This is a genomic window from Pseudarthrobacter sp. IC2-21 (genome assembly GCF_034048115.1).
In the GTDB taxonomy this organism is placed as follows: Bacteria; Actinomycetota; Actinomycetes; order Actinomycetales; family Micrococcaceae; genus Arthrobacter; species Arthrobacter naphthalenicus.
In genome coordinates this window covers 1,476,734-1,492,267 of sequence record NZ_CP139145.1, presented here as the reverse complement: position 1 = coordinate 1,492,267, position 15,534 = coordinate 1,476,734, and the positions used below count along the sequence as shown (strand labels likewise).

13 protein-coding genes are annotated in these 15,534 nt (G+C 67.2%); 4 read left to right on the top strand and 9 right to left on the bottom strand.

The window, feature by feature from the left end; all coding sequences use genetic code 11:
* Nucleotides 1-5: 5 nt before the first annotated feature.
* Nucleotides 6-491 (bottom strand): nucleoside deaminase, encoded by a 486-nt coding sequence (locus SBP01_RS06820; RefSeq protein ID WP_275215420.1) that lies wholly within the window; start codon nt 489-491, stop codon nt 6-8.
* Between the two features lie 186 nt (nt 492-677).
* On the opposite strand from SBP01_RS06820, the gene SBP01_RS06815 reads away from it, so the two are divergent.
* Nucleotides 678-1,787 (top strand): ScyD/ScyE family protein, encoded by a 1,110-nt coding sequence (locus SBP01_RS06815; protein ID WP_320537930.1) that lies wholly within the window; start codon nt 678-680, stop codon nt 1,785-1,787.
* 73 nt (nt 1,788-1,860) lie between these two features.
* Here SBP01_RS06815 and rbfA read toward each other — a convergent pair whose 3' ends face one another.
* The 5 genes from rbfA to rimP all read right to left on the bottom strand — a co-directional run bounded on the left by rbfA (nt 1,861) and on the right by rimP (nt 7,849).
* Nucleotides 1,861-2,370 carry a 30S ribosome-binding factor RbfA gene (gene rbfA / locus SBP01_RS06810; protein ID WP_275215418.1) on the bottom strand — a complete coding sequence of 170 codons (510 nt, stop codon included), beginning with the start codon at nt 2,368-2,370 and terminating at the stop codon, nt 1,861-1,863.
* 243 nt (nt 2,371-2,613) lie between these two features.
* Nucleotides 2,614-5,523 (bottom strand): translation initiation factor IF-2, encoded by a 2,910-nt coding sequence (gene infB / locus SBP01_RS06805; RefSeq protein WP_320537929.1) that lies wholly within the window; start codon nt 5,521-5,523, stop codon nt 2,614-2,616.
* A gap of 152 nt (nt 5,524-5,675) precedes the next feature.
* Nucleotides 5,676-6,065, bottom strand: coding sequence for a YlxR family protein (locus SBP01_RS06800; protein WP_275215416.1), 390 nt, complete (start codon nt 6,063-6,065; stop codon nt 5,676-5,678).
* Nucleotides 6,066-6,254: 189 nt separating this feature from the next.
* Nucleotides 6,255-7,235: a transcription termination factor NusA gene (gene nusA / locus SBP01_RS06795; protein ID WP_275215415.1), complete on the bottom strand. Its 981-nt coding sequence runs from the start codon at nt 7,233-7,235 to the stop codon at nt 6,255-6,257.
* Nucleotides 7,235-7,849 (bottom strand): ribosome maturation factor RimP, encoded by a 615-nt coding sequence (gene rimP / locus SBP01_RS06790; RefSeq protein ID WP_275215414.1) that lies wholly within the window; start codon nt 7,847-7,849, stop codon nt 7,235-7,237. The genes nusA and rimP overlap by 1 nt, the downstream gene beginning before the upstream one ends.
* Nucleotides 7,850-7,955: 106 nt before the next feature.
* Here rimP and SBP01_RS06785 point away from each other — a divergent pair, with 106 nt between their 5' ends.
* From SBP01_RS06785 to SBP01_RS06775, 3 genes are read left to right on the top strand one after another with little or no spacing between them, the layout of a single operon-like run.
* Nucleotides 7,956-9,167 carry a DUF4439 domain-containing protein gene (locus SBP01_RS06785; RefSeq protein ID WP_320537928.1) on the top strand — a complete coding sequence of 404 codons (1,212 nt, stop codon included), beginning with the start codon at nt 7,956-7,958 and terminating at the stop codon, nt 9,165-9,167.
* A gap of 52 nt (nt 9,168-9,219) precedes the next feature.
* The gene (locus SBP01_RS06780; RefSeq protein WP_275215412.1) at nt 9,220-9,948 is read left to right on the top strand and encodes a VIT family protein; all 729 of its coding nucleotides are present in this window, start codon (nt 9,220-9,222) and stop codon (nt 9,946-9,948) included.
* Nucleotides 9,945-11,102: an aminoglycoside phosphotransferase family protein gene (locus SBP01_RS06775; protein ID WP_320537927.1), complete on the top strand. Its 1,158-nt coding sequence runs from the start codon at nt 9,945-9,947 to the stop codon at nt 11,100-11,102. The genes SBP01_RS06780 and SBP01_RS06775 overlap by 4 nt, the downstream gene beginning before the upstream one ends.
* Before the next feature lie 108 nt (nt 11,103-11,210).
* Here SBP01_RS06775 and SBP01_RS06770 read toward each other — a convergent pair whose 3' ends face one another.
* Genes SBP01_RS06770 through SBP01_RS06760 form a run of 3 tightly spaced genes read right to left on the bottom strand, consistent with a single transcriptional unit; the run spans nt 11,211 to nt 15,283 of the window.
* Nucleotides 11,211-12,605: a pyridoxal phosphate-dependent decarboxylase family protein gene (locus SBP01_RS06770; protein WP_320537926.1), complete on the bottom strand. Its 1,395-nt coding sequence runs from the start codon at nt 12,603-12,605 to the stop codon at nt 11,211-11,213.
* A gap of 45 nt (nt 12,606-12,650) precedes the next feature.
* Entirely contained in the window at nt 12,651-13,454 is an 804-nt protein-coding gene (locus SBP01_RS06765; RefSeq protein WP_275215409.1) for a sulfite exporter TauE/SafE family protein, read from the bottom strand.
* A 20-nt stretch (nt 13,455-13,474) separates the two neighbouring features.
* Nucleotides 13,475-15,283, bottom strand: a complete 1,809-nt coding sequence (locus tag SBP01_RS06760) for a proline--tRNA ligase (RefSeq protein ID WP_320537925.1) — start codon at nt 15,281-15,283, stop codon at nt 13,475-13,477.
* Nucleotides 15,284-15,534: the final 251 nt, after the last annotated feature.

The following is a 15,534-nucleotide window of genomic DNA, read 5'->3' as shown; positions in this document are numbered from 1 at the left end:
CGGGTTCAGTATTCGGTCCGTTGCGCATTGGCGCGCCACGCTTCGAAAGGGGCGTCCGACGTCGGAACGGCCTCGTGTGCCACAGGCATCAGTTCCGGCCGGGTGCCCGCAAAATAGTCGTAGAAGAGCGCATCATCGAAACCCGCTGCCGCTGCACCATGGCGGTCCGCCGCAAAGTAAACCCGGTCAATCCGCGCCCAGAGCGCGGCCGACAGGCAGAGCGGGCAGGGCTCGCAGCTGGTGTAAAGGACCGCGCCGCTGAGATCGAAGGTTGCCGTGGAGCTGGCAGCGGTCCGGATGGCCACGACTTCTGCATGGGCGGTGGGGTCGTTGTCGCGGGTGACCCGGTTAACGCCTTCATGGATGCTGCCGTCCAGTGTCACCACCAGTGCGCCGAAAGGACCGCCCCCGTCCTCGACGTTCCGGATGGCCAGCTGAATGGCCTGTTGGAGGTACGGGGTGGCATCGTGGTTCTCGCTCGCCTGGCTCATAGCTCGATCCTAGCCATGACGCGGCTCTCCGGGGGCAAAAGAGGGGGCACCGGAGGGGGAAATTCAGTCGACGGCGCTGCCCCGGCGGACTATTCTTACGCCCGGGGGTTATATAAGTCCACATCAACTTTGGTCTCATTGCCCCGCCCCGTCTGCAGGGTGGCGCGCCTCAATCCGGAGGATGCTGTGAAGAAGAAGTTTCCCCTCGCCGCGTGCCTGACCGCGGCTGCGTTAGTTATTCCCTTGGCACCGGCCGTGGCTGGAACGCCATCAGAGCCGGCAACCGTCGCCCACGGGTTGCTTGCTCCATTGAGCCTTGCGGTGGACAAGAACGATTCGGTCCTCGTCACGCAGAATTTTGCCGGCCGCTTGGACCGGGTCAGGGACGGCGGCGGGCTCACCAACCTTTACACCAAGGCGCAGTGGGACGTAGCCGGCGTCGAAACCCGGGGCGGAACCACCTACTTCCTGGAGAGCGTGGGGGCCGGCGGCGGAAACCCGGCTGCGCTCAAAGGCTACGTGAAGTCCGTCGACCAGGCGGGCAAAGTACGAACCATTGCGGACCTCGCCGGCTTTGAACGTGCCAACAACCCGGACGGCGATCAGCACTACGGGTTCGGTGACGATGTTTCCGCCGATTGCCTGAAGGGGTGGCCCGCCTTCCCGCCGGCCCGGTATGAAGGCGTGGTTGACTCGCATCCCTATGCCACGGCGGTCGAGGGTGACACCCTCTACATCGCCGACGCCGGTGCCAACGCCATCCTGGAAGTCGATGCGGCGACCGGTGACATCTCCACCCTCGCCGTGCTGCCGCCGCGGCCGGCCGTCATCACCGCCGGCGCCAGGATCCCGATCGACATGGCGGGCGGGACGGTTGAGGCTCCTGCTTGCGTTGTTGGCCACGAGTATGCGTTTGAACCGGTGCCAACGGACGTCGAGATCGGCCCCGACGGCTGGCTGTACGTTTCCACACTCCCGGGCGGCCCCGAGGACCCGTCCTTCGGAGCCAGGGGTGCGATCTTCAAGGTCAATCCCTGGACCGGCGCCACCCGCCTGTGGGCAGATGACATCCTAAGCCCCACGGGGATTGCGGTGGCCGACAACGGCGACGTTTATGCGGCGTCGATGTTCGGCAATGAGATCGTCAAAATCGATGCGCGGAGCCGTAAGGCGACGCAGTTCCTGGCCGTCAACGGCCCCGCAGCAGTGGAACTGAGCGGAGACACCCTCTACGCCACGGCCGGTTTCGGCCCGGGGGCACCTGCCGGCACGGTCCTGAAGGTCAGCATCGACTAGGCACCCAGGTGCCTGTATACGCGGGAGGGCCCGGTCTGCAGTTGCTGCAGGCCGGGCCCTCATGCGTCAGGATCTACTTGTTGCCGTCTTCGTCGAGGCGTTCGTCGTCGGTGAGGTCAAGGTCCTCTTCGTCGAAGTCGTCCTCGTCGATCTCTACGTCGGCAGGTGTATCGCTCTTGTAGGGATCGGCGTCGCCGGCGTGCTTGGCGTTCTCGGCCAACGCGGCCACCTCGGCGTCACGCTTCTTGGCTTCCCGCAGGAGTTCCTCGAGGTTGGAGGCAACAACAGGGATCTGGTCGGCCACGAATTCCAGGGTGGGCGTCAACCGGACAGTAACGTTCCGGCCCACTTCCTGCCGGAGAACACCCTTGGCTTTCTCCAACCCCTTGGCAGCGTCCGACTGCACAGCCTGGTCACCAAAGACGGTGTAGTAGATCGTGGCATGCTGCAGATCATTGGTCACCCGGGCATCAGTAACGGTAATGCCCTCCAGCCGGGGGTCCTTAACCTTCCGGCCCAGAGCCTCCGCAACAACAACCTTGATCCGCTGCGCCAACTTGGCAGCCCGTGCGGGATCAGCCATTTCCACTCCTAAAAATTTGGGATGTACGACGGCGCCTGACGGGCTGCGTCGTACGTTTCAGTTTTCTGCCACGCACTACGGCGAGTCAACGATGGACTCCCGTTGGATTTTTTCCGGCGGCCAGGGAGTGGCATCGGGCCTGCCGAAGCTGGGCGGCCGACGTCGTAAGACGGAGGCCGCCCAGCGAAGGGGCGGGGCCGCCGGAAAAAATCCAGCAGCCCCGCACCTTTTGAACCAGAACGACTAGACGCGCGGCTTTTCGCGCATCTCGAAGGTCTCGATGATGTCGCCTTCGTTGATGTCGTTGTACGAACCAAGACCGATACCACACTCGAAGTCCGTGCGGACCTCGGTGGCGTCGTCCTTGAAGCGCTTGAGCGTCTCAACGGTGAGGTTGTCACCGATGACCTTGCCGTCGCGGCTGACGCGGGCCTTCGTGTTGCGTCGGATGATGCCCGAGCGAACGATGGAGCCTGCAATGTTGCCGAACTTGGAGGAACGGAACACTTCGCGGACCTCGGCGGTGCCCAGCTGGACCTCTTCGTACTCCGGCTTGAGCATGCCCTTGAGGGCCATCTCGATGTCATCGATTGCGCCGTAGATGACGGAGTAGAAGCGCATGTCCACGCCTTCACGGTCTGCCAGTTCGGCAACCCGCTCGGCAGGCTTGACGTTGAAGCCGATGATGACGGCACTGTCGACCGTCGCCAGGTTGACGTCATTCTGCGTGATGGCACCCACACCGCGGTGGATGACGCGCAGCTGCACGCCTTCCCCGACGTCGATCTTGAGCAGGGCGTCTTCGAGGGCTTCCACGGCACCGGAAACGTCACCCTTGAGGATGAGATTGAGGGTGTCGATCTTGCCATCGGCCACGGCCTGGTCGAAGTCTTCGAGGCTGATGCGCTTGCGGCGCTTGGCCAGGGCGGCGTTACGGTCGGCTGCTTCACGCTTCTCGGCGATCTGGCGGGCGGTGCGCTCGTCAGCGGTCACAAAGAAGGTGTCACCGGCGCGCGGCACGTTGGACAGACCCAGCACCTGCACGGGGCGGGACGGGCCGGCCTCGGTCAGTGCACTGCCGTCGTCGTCGAACATGGCGCGGACGCGGCCGTGAGCCGTGCCTGCCACGATCGTGTCGCCGACACGCAAGGTTCCGGACTGCACCAGGACGGTGGCAACTGCACCGCGGCCCTTGTCCAGGTTCGCTTCGATCGCAATACCGCGGGCGTCCTTGTTCGGGTTGGCGCGCATGTCCAGGGCGGCGTCTGCGGTGAGCAGGACGGCCTCGAGCAGGGCGTCGATGTTGAGGTTCTGGCGGGCAGAGACCTCCACGAACATGGTGTCGCCACCGTATTCCTCGGGAACCAGGCCGTACTCGGTCAGCTGGCCGCGGACCTTGTCCGGGTTGGCGCCTTCCTTGTCGATCTTGTTCACCGCAACCACGATCGGCACATTGGCTGCCTGGGCGTGGTTGAGGGCTTCAACGGTCTGCGGCATAACGCCGTCGTCCGCTGCGACCACCAGGATGGCGATGTCGGTGACCTTGGCACCACGGGCACGCATGGCGGTGAACGCCTCGTGGCCCGGAGTATCGATGAAGGTGATCTTGCGATCTTCGCCTTCGTGGGTGTGGGTGACCTGGTAAGCACCGATGTGCTGCGTGATGCCGCCGTGTTCGCCCGCAACAACGTCGGACTTGCGGATGGCGTCGAGCAGGCGGGTTTTACCGTGGTCAACGTGGCCCATGACGGTGACAACCGGAGGACGGGCTTCGAGGTCTTCGTCGCCTTCGGCTTCCAGTTCGGCGTCGAAGTCGATGTCGAACCCGGAGAGCAGCTCGCGCTCCTCGTCCTCAGGGGACACAACCTGGAGCTTGTAGCCAAGCTCCTCACCGAGCAGTGCGAACGTTTCTTCATCCAGCGACTGGGTGGCCGTGGCCATTTCGCCGAGGTGGAAGAGCACGGTCACCAGTGCTGCGGGGTTTGCCTCGATCTTGTCGGCAAAGTCCGTGATGGACGAACCGCGGCGCAGCCGGACAACGGTGTTGCCGTCGCCGCGGGGTACGCTCACGCCACCCAGCGACGGAGCACTCATCTGCTCGAGTTCCTGGCGCTTGGCACGCTTCGACTTGCGCTGCTTGCCACGGCCTGCGCCGCCCTTGCCGAAGGCACCCTGGGTGCCGCCGCGACCGCGGCCGCCCTTGCCGAAGCCACCGCCGGCGGGAGCGCCGCCACCGGTGCCGGGAGCGCCGCCTGTGCCTGGAGCGCCACCGGGACGTCCGGGTCCACGGGCTCCGCCGCCGGGACGTCCGGCACCAGCGGGTGCGGGACGCTCAGTGCGGTTGGGCATCATGCCCGGAGTAGGACGGTTTCCACCGGCACCCGCGGGACGCGGTGCACCCGGGCGGGGTCCACCTGCGCCAGCAGCGGGACGGGGCCCGCCTGCACCGGCTGCGGGACGCGGACCACCCGGACGGGGGCCACCTGCACCGGCTGCGGGACGCGGACCACCGGGACGGTCGCCGTCGGGACGGCCACCAGCGCGGGGCATGCCCTGCGAGGGAGCGAAGGGGTTGTTACCCGGACGCGGAGCACGCTCTCCGTCGCCGCCGCGGCCGCGGGGCATGCCCTGGGACGTGGCGAACGGGTTGTTGCCCGGACGGGGGCCGCCGGGACGCGGAGCGGAGCCGCCCTGCGAGCCCGATCCACCCTGACGGGCGGGTGCGGCCGGGGCTTCAGCCTTCGGTGCGGGCCGGGCACCGGGCTTGGCGCCGGTGGACGGGGCACTGGCGGCCGGGGCCGGCGCTGCAGGCGCCGCGGGAGCTGCGGCAGCAGGTGCGGCCGGTGCTGAGGGAGCGGCGGCAGCGGGCGCCGGAGCAGCAGGGGCTGCCGGAGCCTTGGGAGCTGCTGGACCCGGAGCGGGTGCTGCGGGACGTGATTCTGCCGACGGTGCAGCTGCCTTGGGCGCTGCTGCGGGGGCCGCAGCCTTTGCCGCGGCGTCGGGGTAGGCGTTGCGGAGCTTCCGCACCACCGGGGCCTCAATCGTTGACGAGGCGGAGCGAACGAATTCGCCCAGTTCCTGCAGTTTTGTCACTGCATCTTTGGAAGTAATACCGAGCTCTTTAGCGAGCTCATGTACGCGGACCTTGGCCACATTTCTCCTGTCTCGGTCCGCACCGAGCCAGGCACGAACCGTCTACTTCTTACTGCGGGCCCCAGCCGCGGTTGCAGCTGAAAGGCCCATTGCAGAGCGCAACAAAGTTGTCATCGTTGCGCACTCATCGCTGGGAACTCATCGGGTTTCCATCAGTTTTCTGACCCGCTTTCAGGTTGGACGGTTGTTGCTGCATCTGCCAGAGGCATGTGCTCAGACTCCTGCAGCCGGCCGGCGGTTTGCTGACGTGCCATCATCCAGCGTTCGACGGCGGCAGACCCGGTTGCGCCGTTAAGGGCCCTTCCGAATGCTCGCCGTTTGACCGCCAGGGCCAGGCACGATTCGCTGGGGTGCAGCCATGCACCCCTGCCAGCCATCCGGCGTCGTTCGTCTACCAGCACCGCGGTGGAACCGCTGCCTTCGGCGACGAGCCGGAGTAACTCAGACCGCGGAGCCTTCTTCCGGCATCCGATGCAGGTACGCTGCGGTTGATCCTCGCTGTGCTGTTTCGCGCTGTGAAGCACTTCTGCCACGGTGAGCATCTTCCTGACGTTCATATCTGCCGGCCCCGGGGTTCGCTCCACCAATCGGAGGAGCGGAAACACTCAGGGCACACGAATACCGGCCCTTAGGCGCGGTCATTGTCTATTCTAGCCCCTCCGGGGCGTTCTGCCCGAAACGGGTCCGCCGGCCCGGGCTGATCCCGGGCCGGCGGACGAGTTTGGGGCGGCCTAGCTTTGGGTTGGTGCGACGGCGTCCGAGACGATGTCGATCCGCCAGCCGGTGAGCTTGGCTGCCAGGCGGGCATTCTGGCCCTCTTTGCCGATGGCCAGGGAGAGCTGGTAGTCAGGAACCACCACGCGGGCGGAGCGTGTCGCCTCGTCGATGATGGTGACCGAATTCACCCGTGACGGGGACAGGGCGCTGGCGATGAACGTGGCGGGGTCCTCGCTGAAATCAACGATGTCGATCTTTTCGTCGTTCAGTTCCGTCATGACCGCACGGACCCGCGACCCCATTTCACCGATGCAGGCACCTTTGGCGTTGATGCCGGCGGCGTTGGCCTTGACGGCGATCTTGGTCCGGTGACCGGCTTCCCGGGCGAGGGCGACGATTTCCACGGAACGGTCCGCGATTTCCGGGACCTCCAGCTCGAACAGCTTCCGTACCAGGCCCGGGTGTGACCGGGACAGCGTGACGGACGGGCCCTTGGTCCCGCGGTGCACATCGATGACCAGGGCGCGGAGCCGGTTGCCGTGGGTGTACTTCTCCCCCGGCACCTGTTCGGGCGGCGGCAGCAGGGCCTCCACCGTGCCCAGGTTGACCTGGATCATGTGCGGGTTGTTGCCCTGCTGGATCAGGCCGGCCACCAGTTCGCCCTCGCGGCCCTTGAACTCGCCGAGGATGTTGTCGTCCTCGACGTCGCGCAGGCGCTGCAGGATGATCTGGCGGGCGGTGCTTGCCGCGATCCGGCCGAAACCGGCCGGGGTGTCCTCGAACTCGCCGATGGGGGCGCCGTCGTCGTCAATTTCCACGGCCCAGATGGTCACGTGTCCGCTCTTGCGGTCCAGTTCGGCGCGGGCCTTCTCAAAGGCTCCGGGCGACTTGTGGTAGGCCACCAGGAGCGCCTGCTCGATGGTGGGGATCAGGAGGTCCAGCGGGATTTCGCGCTCACGTTCCAGAAGCCTCAGTGCGCTCATGTCAATATCCATCAGGCCTCCTCAGAAGGTCCATTGTGCTCAGGTTCCAGACCAGCTTCTTCAAGGTGGCTGAATTCGATCTCGACTTTTCCGTTACGGATCCTGTCGAAAGGAAGTGTTTGGGGCTCGCCCTGCTTGGGCTTCATGCCCTTCTTGACGGCGATCTCCGGGATGATCGTCACGCCGGTTTCGTCCACGGACTGGACCCTGCCGGTGACGTTTTCGCCCTGGATGACGTTGACCTTGACCATCCGGCCCTTGGCCCTGTGCCAGTGCCTCGGTTCGGTCAGCGGACGCCCGACGCCGGGTGAGGACACTTCGAGGTCGTAGGGCCGGCCGTCATCCGCGGGATCATTGTCCAGGACATCCGAAAGGACCCTGGAAATATCGGCAATGACATCAAGGTTCACGCCGCCGGTTTCCTCCTGCGGCAGGTCCACGACCACGTGGACCACCCGATGGGAGCCCGGAATGATGGACACGTCTTCGAGGTAGAGGCGGTTGGCCTGGACCGCCGGTTCGAGCAGGGCACGGAGTCGTGCAGCTTCCGGATTGTAGGCGGGCGCAGCTTCAGCCGTACCCGATCCGGTAGGGTCTGATGAAGCCGTGGCTTCTGCATTGCTCACGATGCCGGCCGCCTTCCAATAGATGATGTTGTGACTACTAGACTAGCGATTTTCCGGCCGCAGTGGTGCACCACGGCGCCCCCTGGCCGTGACAACATGGTCTGTTGTGAACGACGACACCACCGGATCCGGCCCCCGCAGAAGCTATTTCCGGTACGCCGTTTTTGCCCTGGCCGCAGCGGTGGTGCTCAGCCTCGGCTTTGTCCTGATCCCCCGGGAGCCGGAGGCCCCCGCCCCGCCGCCGATATCGGAGCAGGCCAGGGCCGCGGCGTTCGCGGACACCGTACGCCTGAGGGCACTTGCGCTGGCCGCCGGCGATGCCGCCGGGCGGGCCGGGCAGGGACCGGCGGCTGCCGCATCGCAGCGCGCTGTGACTTTGCTGACTATGCAGGCGCGGGCGTTGATGCTGCCGGCTGAGGCACTCCCTGCAGCATCGCCGACGCCACCCGGCGCGTCAGTTTCGGCGAGCCCGGCCACGGCTTCCGCTTCGGCGGTTCCTTCGTCGTCCGCCCCGCCCCCGGCGCCGTCCCCGGCCACTGAGCTGGCCGCTGCCCTCCACGAGAGTGGCGCCCGGCGGCTCGCTGACGCTGAAAAGGCCGACGGCGGCATGGCCCGCCTCCTCGGCGGCACCGGCATTACCCAGGTCCTGGCGGCCGAGGAGCTTGCGGCGGCGACGGGTACCCCGCTGGCCACGCTTCCGGGCACCACGTTGCCCGGGGCCTTCCCGGGATCCTCCTCCTCCTCCGTCCCGCCTTCCCCCGCGGCGTCTTCTTCTGCCGGCCCCGGCACCGGATCACCGGTGGCCAGCTGCACCACGACGCGGGCTCAGGGCGGGGCTGACCTGGCATCGTCCCTGACGTCGGTAGTAGGCGCGGAGCAGGAACTCGTCTACGCCTACCAGGCGGCACTGACCCGGCTTCCACCGGCATCCCTGGCTCCGGCGTCGGACTTCCTCACGCAGCATGAGGACCTGCGCCACGCTGCCCGGGACGCGGCGGCCGCCCAGTGCGCCGTTCTGCCTCCAACGCCCGCCGGTTATGCCCTGGATGCCGCTTTCCTGGCAGATCCGGCCGCTGCACTGGGGGTGCTGGAAGCCGGAGCGCTCCCCGCATACGGTGACCTCGTGGCCCTCAGCGCCGGAGCTGGGCGCGGCTGGGCGCTCGCCGCCCTTCAAACAGCGGCGCGGAGAACGGCCTTCTGGGGTGCATCCCCCGGGCCGGTTGCCGGCGTGATCCTGGACGAATCCGCCCTGCCCCAGCTTCCCGCCGCGGACCGACGGCCTTCCCCCGGCGGCACCCCGGCCCCCGGAACGCCTTAGCGTAGCCTCAGCACACTGGCCAGTCCCCGGCCCCGGATGGTTTGCTGAAGTCATGGACAACGCACCTGCAGCTGCTCTTCACGACAACGAGCCGCACCACAACGACATCGCCCACCGCCTCAACTGGCTCCGTGCCGGTGTGCTGGGCGCCAACGACGGAATCGTATCCGTGGCAGCCATCGTGGTTGGCGTCGCGGGAGTAACCAACGAACCTGGCCCGATCCTGGTGGCCGGCGCTGCCGGCGTGGTTGGCGGCGCGATCTCGATGGCCCTGGGCGAATACGTCTCCGTCAGCAGCCAGAAGGACAGCCAGCAGGCCCTGATTGAAAAGGAGCGCCGGGAACTCCTCGAAGAGCCGGAGGAGGAACTGGCCGAACTTGCCGCGATCTACCAGGCCAAGGGACTCAGTGCTGAAACCGCCGGCACAGTGGCCCGCGAACTCACAGCCCACGACGCCCTGGGCGCCCACCTGTCCGCGGAACTGAACATTAATGAAACGGACATCGTCAGCCCCTGGCACGCCGCCTTCGCTTCAGCGGTCGCCTTCCTGATCGGCGCGATCCTGCCCATGCTGGCGATCCTCCTGCCGCCCGCGGATGTCAGAATCCCGCTGACCTTCGTTGCCGTGCTGGTGGCGCTTGCGGCCACCGGCGCGTTGGGAGCCTGGATCGGTGGCGGATCGAAGATGCGTGCAGCGGTGCGCGTGGTGGTGGGCGGCGCGCTGGCCCTCGTGGCCACGTTCCTGATCGGCAACCTGCTCGGGGCTAGCGGCGTGGTGTGAGCCTTCGGACAGAAGTAGCTGTCCCGCCGGCCCTCAGCGCGCGCTACGGAAACAGCAGCGCCGGACGGGCCTGGCTCTCCGCTCTCCCGGGTCTGGTGCATGGACGGCTGGAGCATTGGGAGCTGTCGGTGGACCTGGCGGCGGGAGCGCTGCCCTGGCACGGGCACGGCGGCATGGTGGTTCCGGTCCGCAGGAAGGACCGGACGCCTGCCGCCCTCAAGATCGCCTTTCCCCACCACGAAGCACGTGTGGAGCGGCATGCCCTTGAACTGTGGGGCGGAGCGGGCGCCGTCCGACTGCTCGAGGCCGACGCCGGCACTTGCGCCATGCTCCTGGAGCGCCTTGATCCGGGCTGCTCCCTTCAGGGCGTCCCCCTGGCGGAAGCCGCGGTTGTCTGGGGCGGGCTGATGCGGCAGTTGAGCCTGGCACCGGAGGAGACACCCGGCTGGCAGGAATTCGACCACATTGCGGCCAGGGCAGAGCAGTGGAGTGATGATCTTCCCGCCGAGTGGGAACAACAAGGCCGGCCCTTTCCCCGGTGGCTGCTCGAAGCCGCGCTGGAAGTCTGCCAGGTCCGCGGTGCCGTGGGCAGGCGCTCGGGCCGGGACGTCCTGGTCCACACCGACTTCCATTTTTTGAACATCCTGGCCCGGTCCGAAACCACCGGCGTTGCAGGTGGCGGTGTTGCGGACGGCGCTCTTGCGGGTGGCGGTGTTGCGGACGGCGCTGTTGCAGACGGCGCTGTTGCAGACGGCGGTGTTGGGGGCGGCGGGGTTATGGGTGACCTTGTGGCCGGCGGCATTCTGGGCGCCGGCGGACGGATCTTCGTCGCCATCGACCCGCAGCCCATGATCGGTGAACCCGAATTCGCGGTGGCCCCGCTGTTGTGGAACCGCCTGGGCGACCTGCCGCGGGAGAATCCGGCCGCCGGGCTGCTGAAGCGTTGCCGGGATTTCACTGCCGCGGCGGGCCTTGATGCCGAAGCGGCACGCCAGTGGGCGGTGGTGCGTGAAGTGGACAATGCGCTTTGGTACGCCGCGAGCCCAGACCATCAGGGTGATCTGGCGAGGTCGCTGTGGGTGGCCAGTACCCTCGCAGGAGATACCCTCGAGGGTCTTCCCGGCGCCCACGAACTGCCCGAACCGGGGACCTGACCGCAGTGCACCCTGCAGCGCTCGCACCGTGCACCGCTCGCCGCTCGCCGCTCGCCCTCGAAGGGGTCCGCCGCAAAGCCGGATACCCGGGGACCTTACCCAGGGACTTCAACCGGCAGCCCGGACCGCCGCAAGAGCCGAGCTGACCGCCTCGACGGCAGTACCGACGTCGTCCGCGTTTGTGCTCCAGTTACTGACCGAGACGCGCAGCACGTCCCTGCCCTGCCAGTGTGACCCCGACATCCACACTTTTCCGTCCTCGATCACCCGGGCCGTCACCGCGCGGGTGGTGGCGTCATCGCCGAAGGCCAGCGAAACCTGGGTATAGTCCACGTTGTTCAGCACCTCGACGCCGTCCACGTCTGAAAGGCGGCGGCCGATGCTTGCAGCCGCCTCCGCAAGCCCGCGAACCTGCCCCGCCACACCGTTCCGCCCCAGCGACCGGAGGGCCGCCCAGACAGGCACGCCCCGGCCCCTGCGGGACAGTTCGGGTACCTTCTGGAACGGGTCGCCGGGGCCTTCGGCATCGTGGACCAGGTAGCTGGTGTGCAGGCCCATGGCGCTGCGCAGCGCGGTGCTGTCCCTGACCACGGCGATCCCGCAGTCGTACGGAACGTTGAGGGTTTTGTGGGCATCGGTCCCCCACGAATCGGCCAGCGCCATGCCTTGCGTAAGGTGCGCGAGCTCGGGGACCGCCGAGGCCCACAGCCCAAACGCGCCGTCCACGTGGACCCAGGCACCGTGCCGACGGGCAACCCCGATGGCAGCCTCGAAAGGGTCGAAGGCGCCGGAGTGGAGATTTCCGGCCTGGAGGCAGACGAGCGCGGGCCCGGACCCCTCGGACAGCAGCCGGTCCAGCTCCGCGGGGATCAACCGTCCCTGGTCATCTGCCGGTACTGCAGCGGGCCGGCCCAGGCCGAGGTAGCGCAGGCCAAGGTCAATGGTCTCGTGACGTTCCTGGCCCACTAAGCACCGGATCCGCGGGGCACCTGCAAGCCCCTCGCCGTCGAGATCCCAGCCAGCATCGGCCATCAGCCGCCACCGGGCAGCGGCCAGGCCGGTGAAGTTGGCCATGGTCGCTCCGGTGGTGAAACCCACGTCTGACTCCGCGGGAAGGCCAAGGAGGTCCAGCAGCCAGTGACCGGCTGCCTCTTCGATGGCGGCCATTGCAGGGGTGGCGTAGCGCAGGCCGGAGTTCTGGTCCCAGGCGCTCACCAGCCAGTCGGCAGCCAGTGCGGCGGGCAGCGTGCCGCCGATCACCCAGCCGAAGAAGCGGCCGGAGGGCATGGCCATCAGCCCGGGCTCGGCCTTGTCCGCGAGATACTCCACAACCGCTGCGGCGGGCATGCCTTGGGCAGGGAGGGGTCCGTTGAAATCCGCCGCGAGGTCGTGGGCGCTTCGAGTGGGCCCGACGTGACGGTCCTGCAGGCTCGCAAGCCAGGCGGCGGCCCGCCGGGCAGCGGCTGACAATGCTTCCGAATAGGGTTCCCCGCCTGCGGACATACCTGCATGGTACGCCGGGGCAGGGACGGCCTGCGAGGATTCCCCCTACCCCGCTTGGGCGAAGTTTTCCTGCCAGACGTCGATGCCGAGTTTGATGATCAGGGCGCCCACCACCAGGAGGAACACCACCCGGATGAACCTGCTCCCCTGCTTCACGGCAGTCCTGGCCCCCAAATAGCCGCCTGCCATGTTGGACAGGCCCAGCACCAGGCCAACACCCCAGAGGAGCGAGCCGTGGGGCAGGAAGAAGATCAGGGCGCCGGCGTTGGTGGCCATGTTCACGATCTTGGCTTTCGCGCTGGCTTCCAGGAAGGCATACCCCATGGCCGATACCAGCGCGATGATGAGGAACGAGCCGGTGCCCGGACCGATCAGGCCATCGTAGAAACCGATCACGGCACCGATCAGGCAGGCCACGAGGTAATGCTTGTGGCCGTCATGGCGCAGCACAGTGATGTCGCCGACGCTGGGCTTCAGCGCGGTAAAAAGCGCGACGGCGACCAGCGCGGCCACGATGATCGGCTTGAAGACACTGGCCGGCAAGGTGGCCGCCAGCACGGCACCGCCGAAGCTGCCGGCCAGGGCGATCAGCGCCATGGGGATGGCGGTCCGAAGGTCCGGTTTAACCCGGCGGTAGTACGTGACCGCGCTGGTGGTGGTCCCGAAAATCGACCCCATCTTGTTGGTGGCCAGGGCCTGGACCGGGGTGATTCCGGGAACCAGCAGCAGGGCAGGCAGCTGCAGCAGGCCGCCGCCGCCCACCACCGCGTCCACCCAGCCGGCAGCAAATCCAGCCACCACAATCAGGATGATCGTGGTGAGCTGGATCGACTCGAAACCGGATATCACCGTGCGAAATCAGCTGCGGATCAGCTGCGGACGGCAGTGACCACGTAGTCCACAGCCTTGTCCACGGCAATGTTCTCCGCCTGGCCGCTCCGACGGTCCTTGATTTCGACGACGCCGTCCACCAGGCCCCGGCCGACGGCCAGGATGGTGGGGACACCCACCAGTTCGGCATCGCCGAACTTGACGCCTGGGGAAACCTTGGGGCGGTCGTCATAGATGACCTCCAGGCCGGCGGCTTCCAGGTCCAGCGCCAGCTTCTCGGCGGCGGCGAAGATTTCCTCGCCGCGGCCCACCGCCACCACATGGACATCGGCGGGGGCGACGGCACGCGGCCAGGTCAGGCCCTTGTCGTCGTGGTTGGACTCAGCAAGGGCCGCAACGGCGCGGGTCACGCCAACGCCGTAGGAGCCCATGGTGACCACCACCTGCTTGCCGTTCTGGTCCAGGACCTTGAGCTCGAGGGCTTCGGCGTACTTGCGGCCGAGCTGGAAGATGTGGCCCATTTCGATGCCGCGGGCCAGTTCCAGCGGGCCGGAGCCGTCCGGAGCCGGGTCGCCTTCGCGGACGTCGGTGCACTCAATCACGCCGTCCCAGCCGAAGTCGCGGCCGGCCACGAGGCCGAATACGTGCTTGCCGGCCTCGTTGGCGCCGGTGATCCAGGCGCTGCCGCTGACCACACGGGGATCCACGAGGTACAGGAGCTTGGTGGAGCTTTCGGTGCCCAGCAGGGGTTCGTCGAGCGTCAGGCCGGGGCCGAGGTAGCCCTTGACGATGAGCGGCTGCTTCTTGAGGTCCTCGTCGTTGGCCGCTTCCAGTCCGATCTCGCCGGCGATGGGCAGGAAGGAACCGATGTTGGCTTCCACGCGCTTGAGGTCCACGCCCCGGTCGCCCGGCAGGCCGATGACGACCAGCTGGCGTTCCCCGGTGGGCAGGGTGACGGCGAGGACCACGTTCTTGAGCGTGTCGGCGCCGGTCCAGGCGCCGCCGTCGGCCTCGGAGCGGGGAGCGATCTGGTTGGCGGACGCCACCAGGGTGTCGATGGTGGGCGTGTCCGGGGTGTCCAGGACCTCGGCGGCGGGGGCGCCGCTGTAGTCGATGTCCGAGGGCACCACGGTGGTGACGGCCTCAACGTTGGCAGCGTAGCCGCCGGCGGAGCGAACGAAGGTGTCCTCGCCCACCTCGGTGGGGTGCAGGAATTCCTCGCTCTTGGAACCGCCCATGGCGCCGGCGGTGGCCGCCACGGGGATGACTTCAAGGCCCAGCCGCTCGAAGATGCGGATGTAGGCGGCGCGGTGGGCCGCGTAGCTGGCGTCCAGGCCGGCGTCGTCAATGTCGAAGGAGTAGGAGTCCTTCATGATGAATTCGCGGCCGCGCAGCAGGCCTGCGCGCGGCCGTGCCTCATCGCGGTACTTGTTCTGGATCTGGTACAGGCTCAGCGGCAGGTCCTTGTAGGAGGAGTACAGGTCCTTGACCAGGAGGGTGAACATTTCCTCGTGGGTGGGCGCCAGCAGGTAGTCGGCACCCTTGCGGTCCTGGAGCCGGAACAGGCCTTCGCCGTATTCCGTCCAGCGGTTGGTGGCCTCGTAGGGTTCCCGGGGCAAAAGGGCCGGAAAGTGCACTTCCTGGGCGCCGATCGCGGCCATCTCCTCACGGATGACCGCTTCAACCTTGCGCAGCACGCTGAGCCCGAGCGGAAGCCAGGTGTAGATGCCCGGCGCCGCGCGCCGGATGTAGCCGGCCCGGACCAGGAGCCGGTGGCTGGCCACTTCGGCGTCGACGGGATCTTCTCGGAGTGTGCGCAGGAAAAGCTGGGACAGTCGTGTGACCACGGGCGGGTATCCGTTTCTGGGGGAATGGCTGCCGGGAAGGACAGCCGGGCAATTAGTCTGGGTACTAATCTACCGGCAAACCACCACCCGCTTGGCGGAGGAGGCGCAGGCCGCTGGCGGGCGGACGCAATAGAGCCACGCCTGGTAACGCAAAGCCCCTGGCCGTAAACGGCTGGTCATTGCATCCGGGCGTGGCTCTACGGCCGTTGACGCTTAGATACTGGTGAGGACTGGTGAGACCGCCCACCCAC

Coding starts and splice junctions, on each gene's coding strand:
- SBP01_RS06820 (WP_275215420.1), bottom strand. CDS start 491: ATGAGCCAGGCGAGCGAGAACCACGATGCCACCCCGTACCTCCAACAG.
- rbfA (WP_275215418.1), bottom strand. CDS start 2,370: ATGGCTGATCCCGCACGGGCTGCCAAGTTGGCGCAGCGGATCAAGGTT.
- SBP01_RS06800 (WP_275215416.1), bottom strand. CDS start 6,065: ATGCTCACCGTGGCAGAAGTGCTTCACAGCGCGAAACAGCACAGCGAG.
- nusA (WP_275215415.1), bottom strand. CDS start 7,235: ATGGATATTGACATGAGCGCACTGAGGCTTCTGGAACGTGAGCGCGAA.
- SBP01_RS06780 (WP_275215412.1), top strand. CDS start 9,220: ATGGACAACGCACCTGCAGCTGCTCTTCACGACAACGAGCCGCACCAC.
- SBP01_RS06770 (WP_320537926.1), bottom strand. CDS start 12,605: ATGTCCGCAGGCGGGGAACCCTATTCGGAAGCATTGTCAGCCGCTGCC.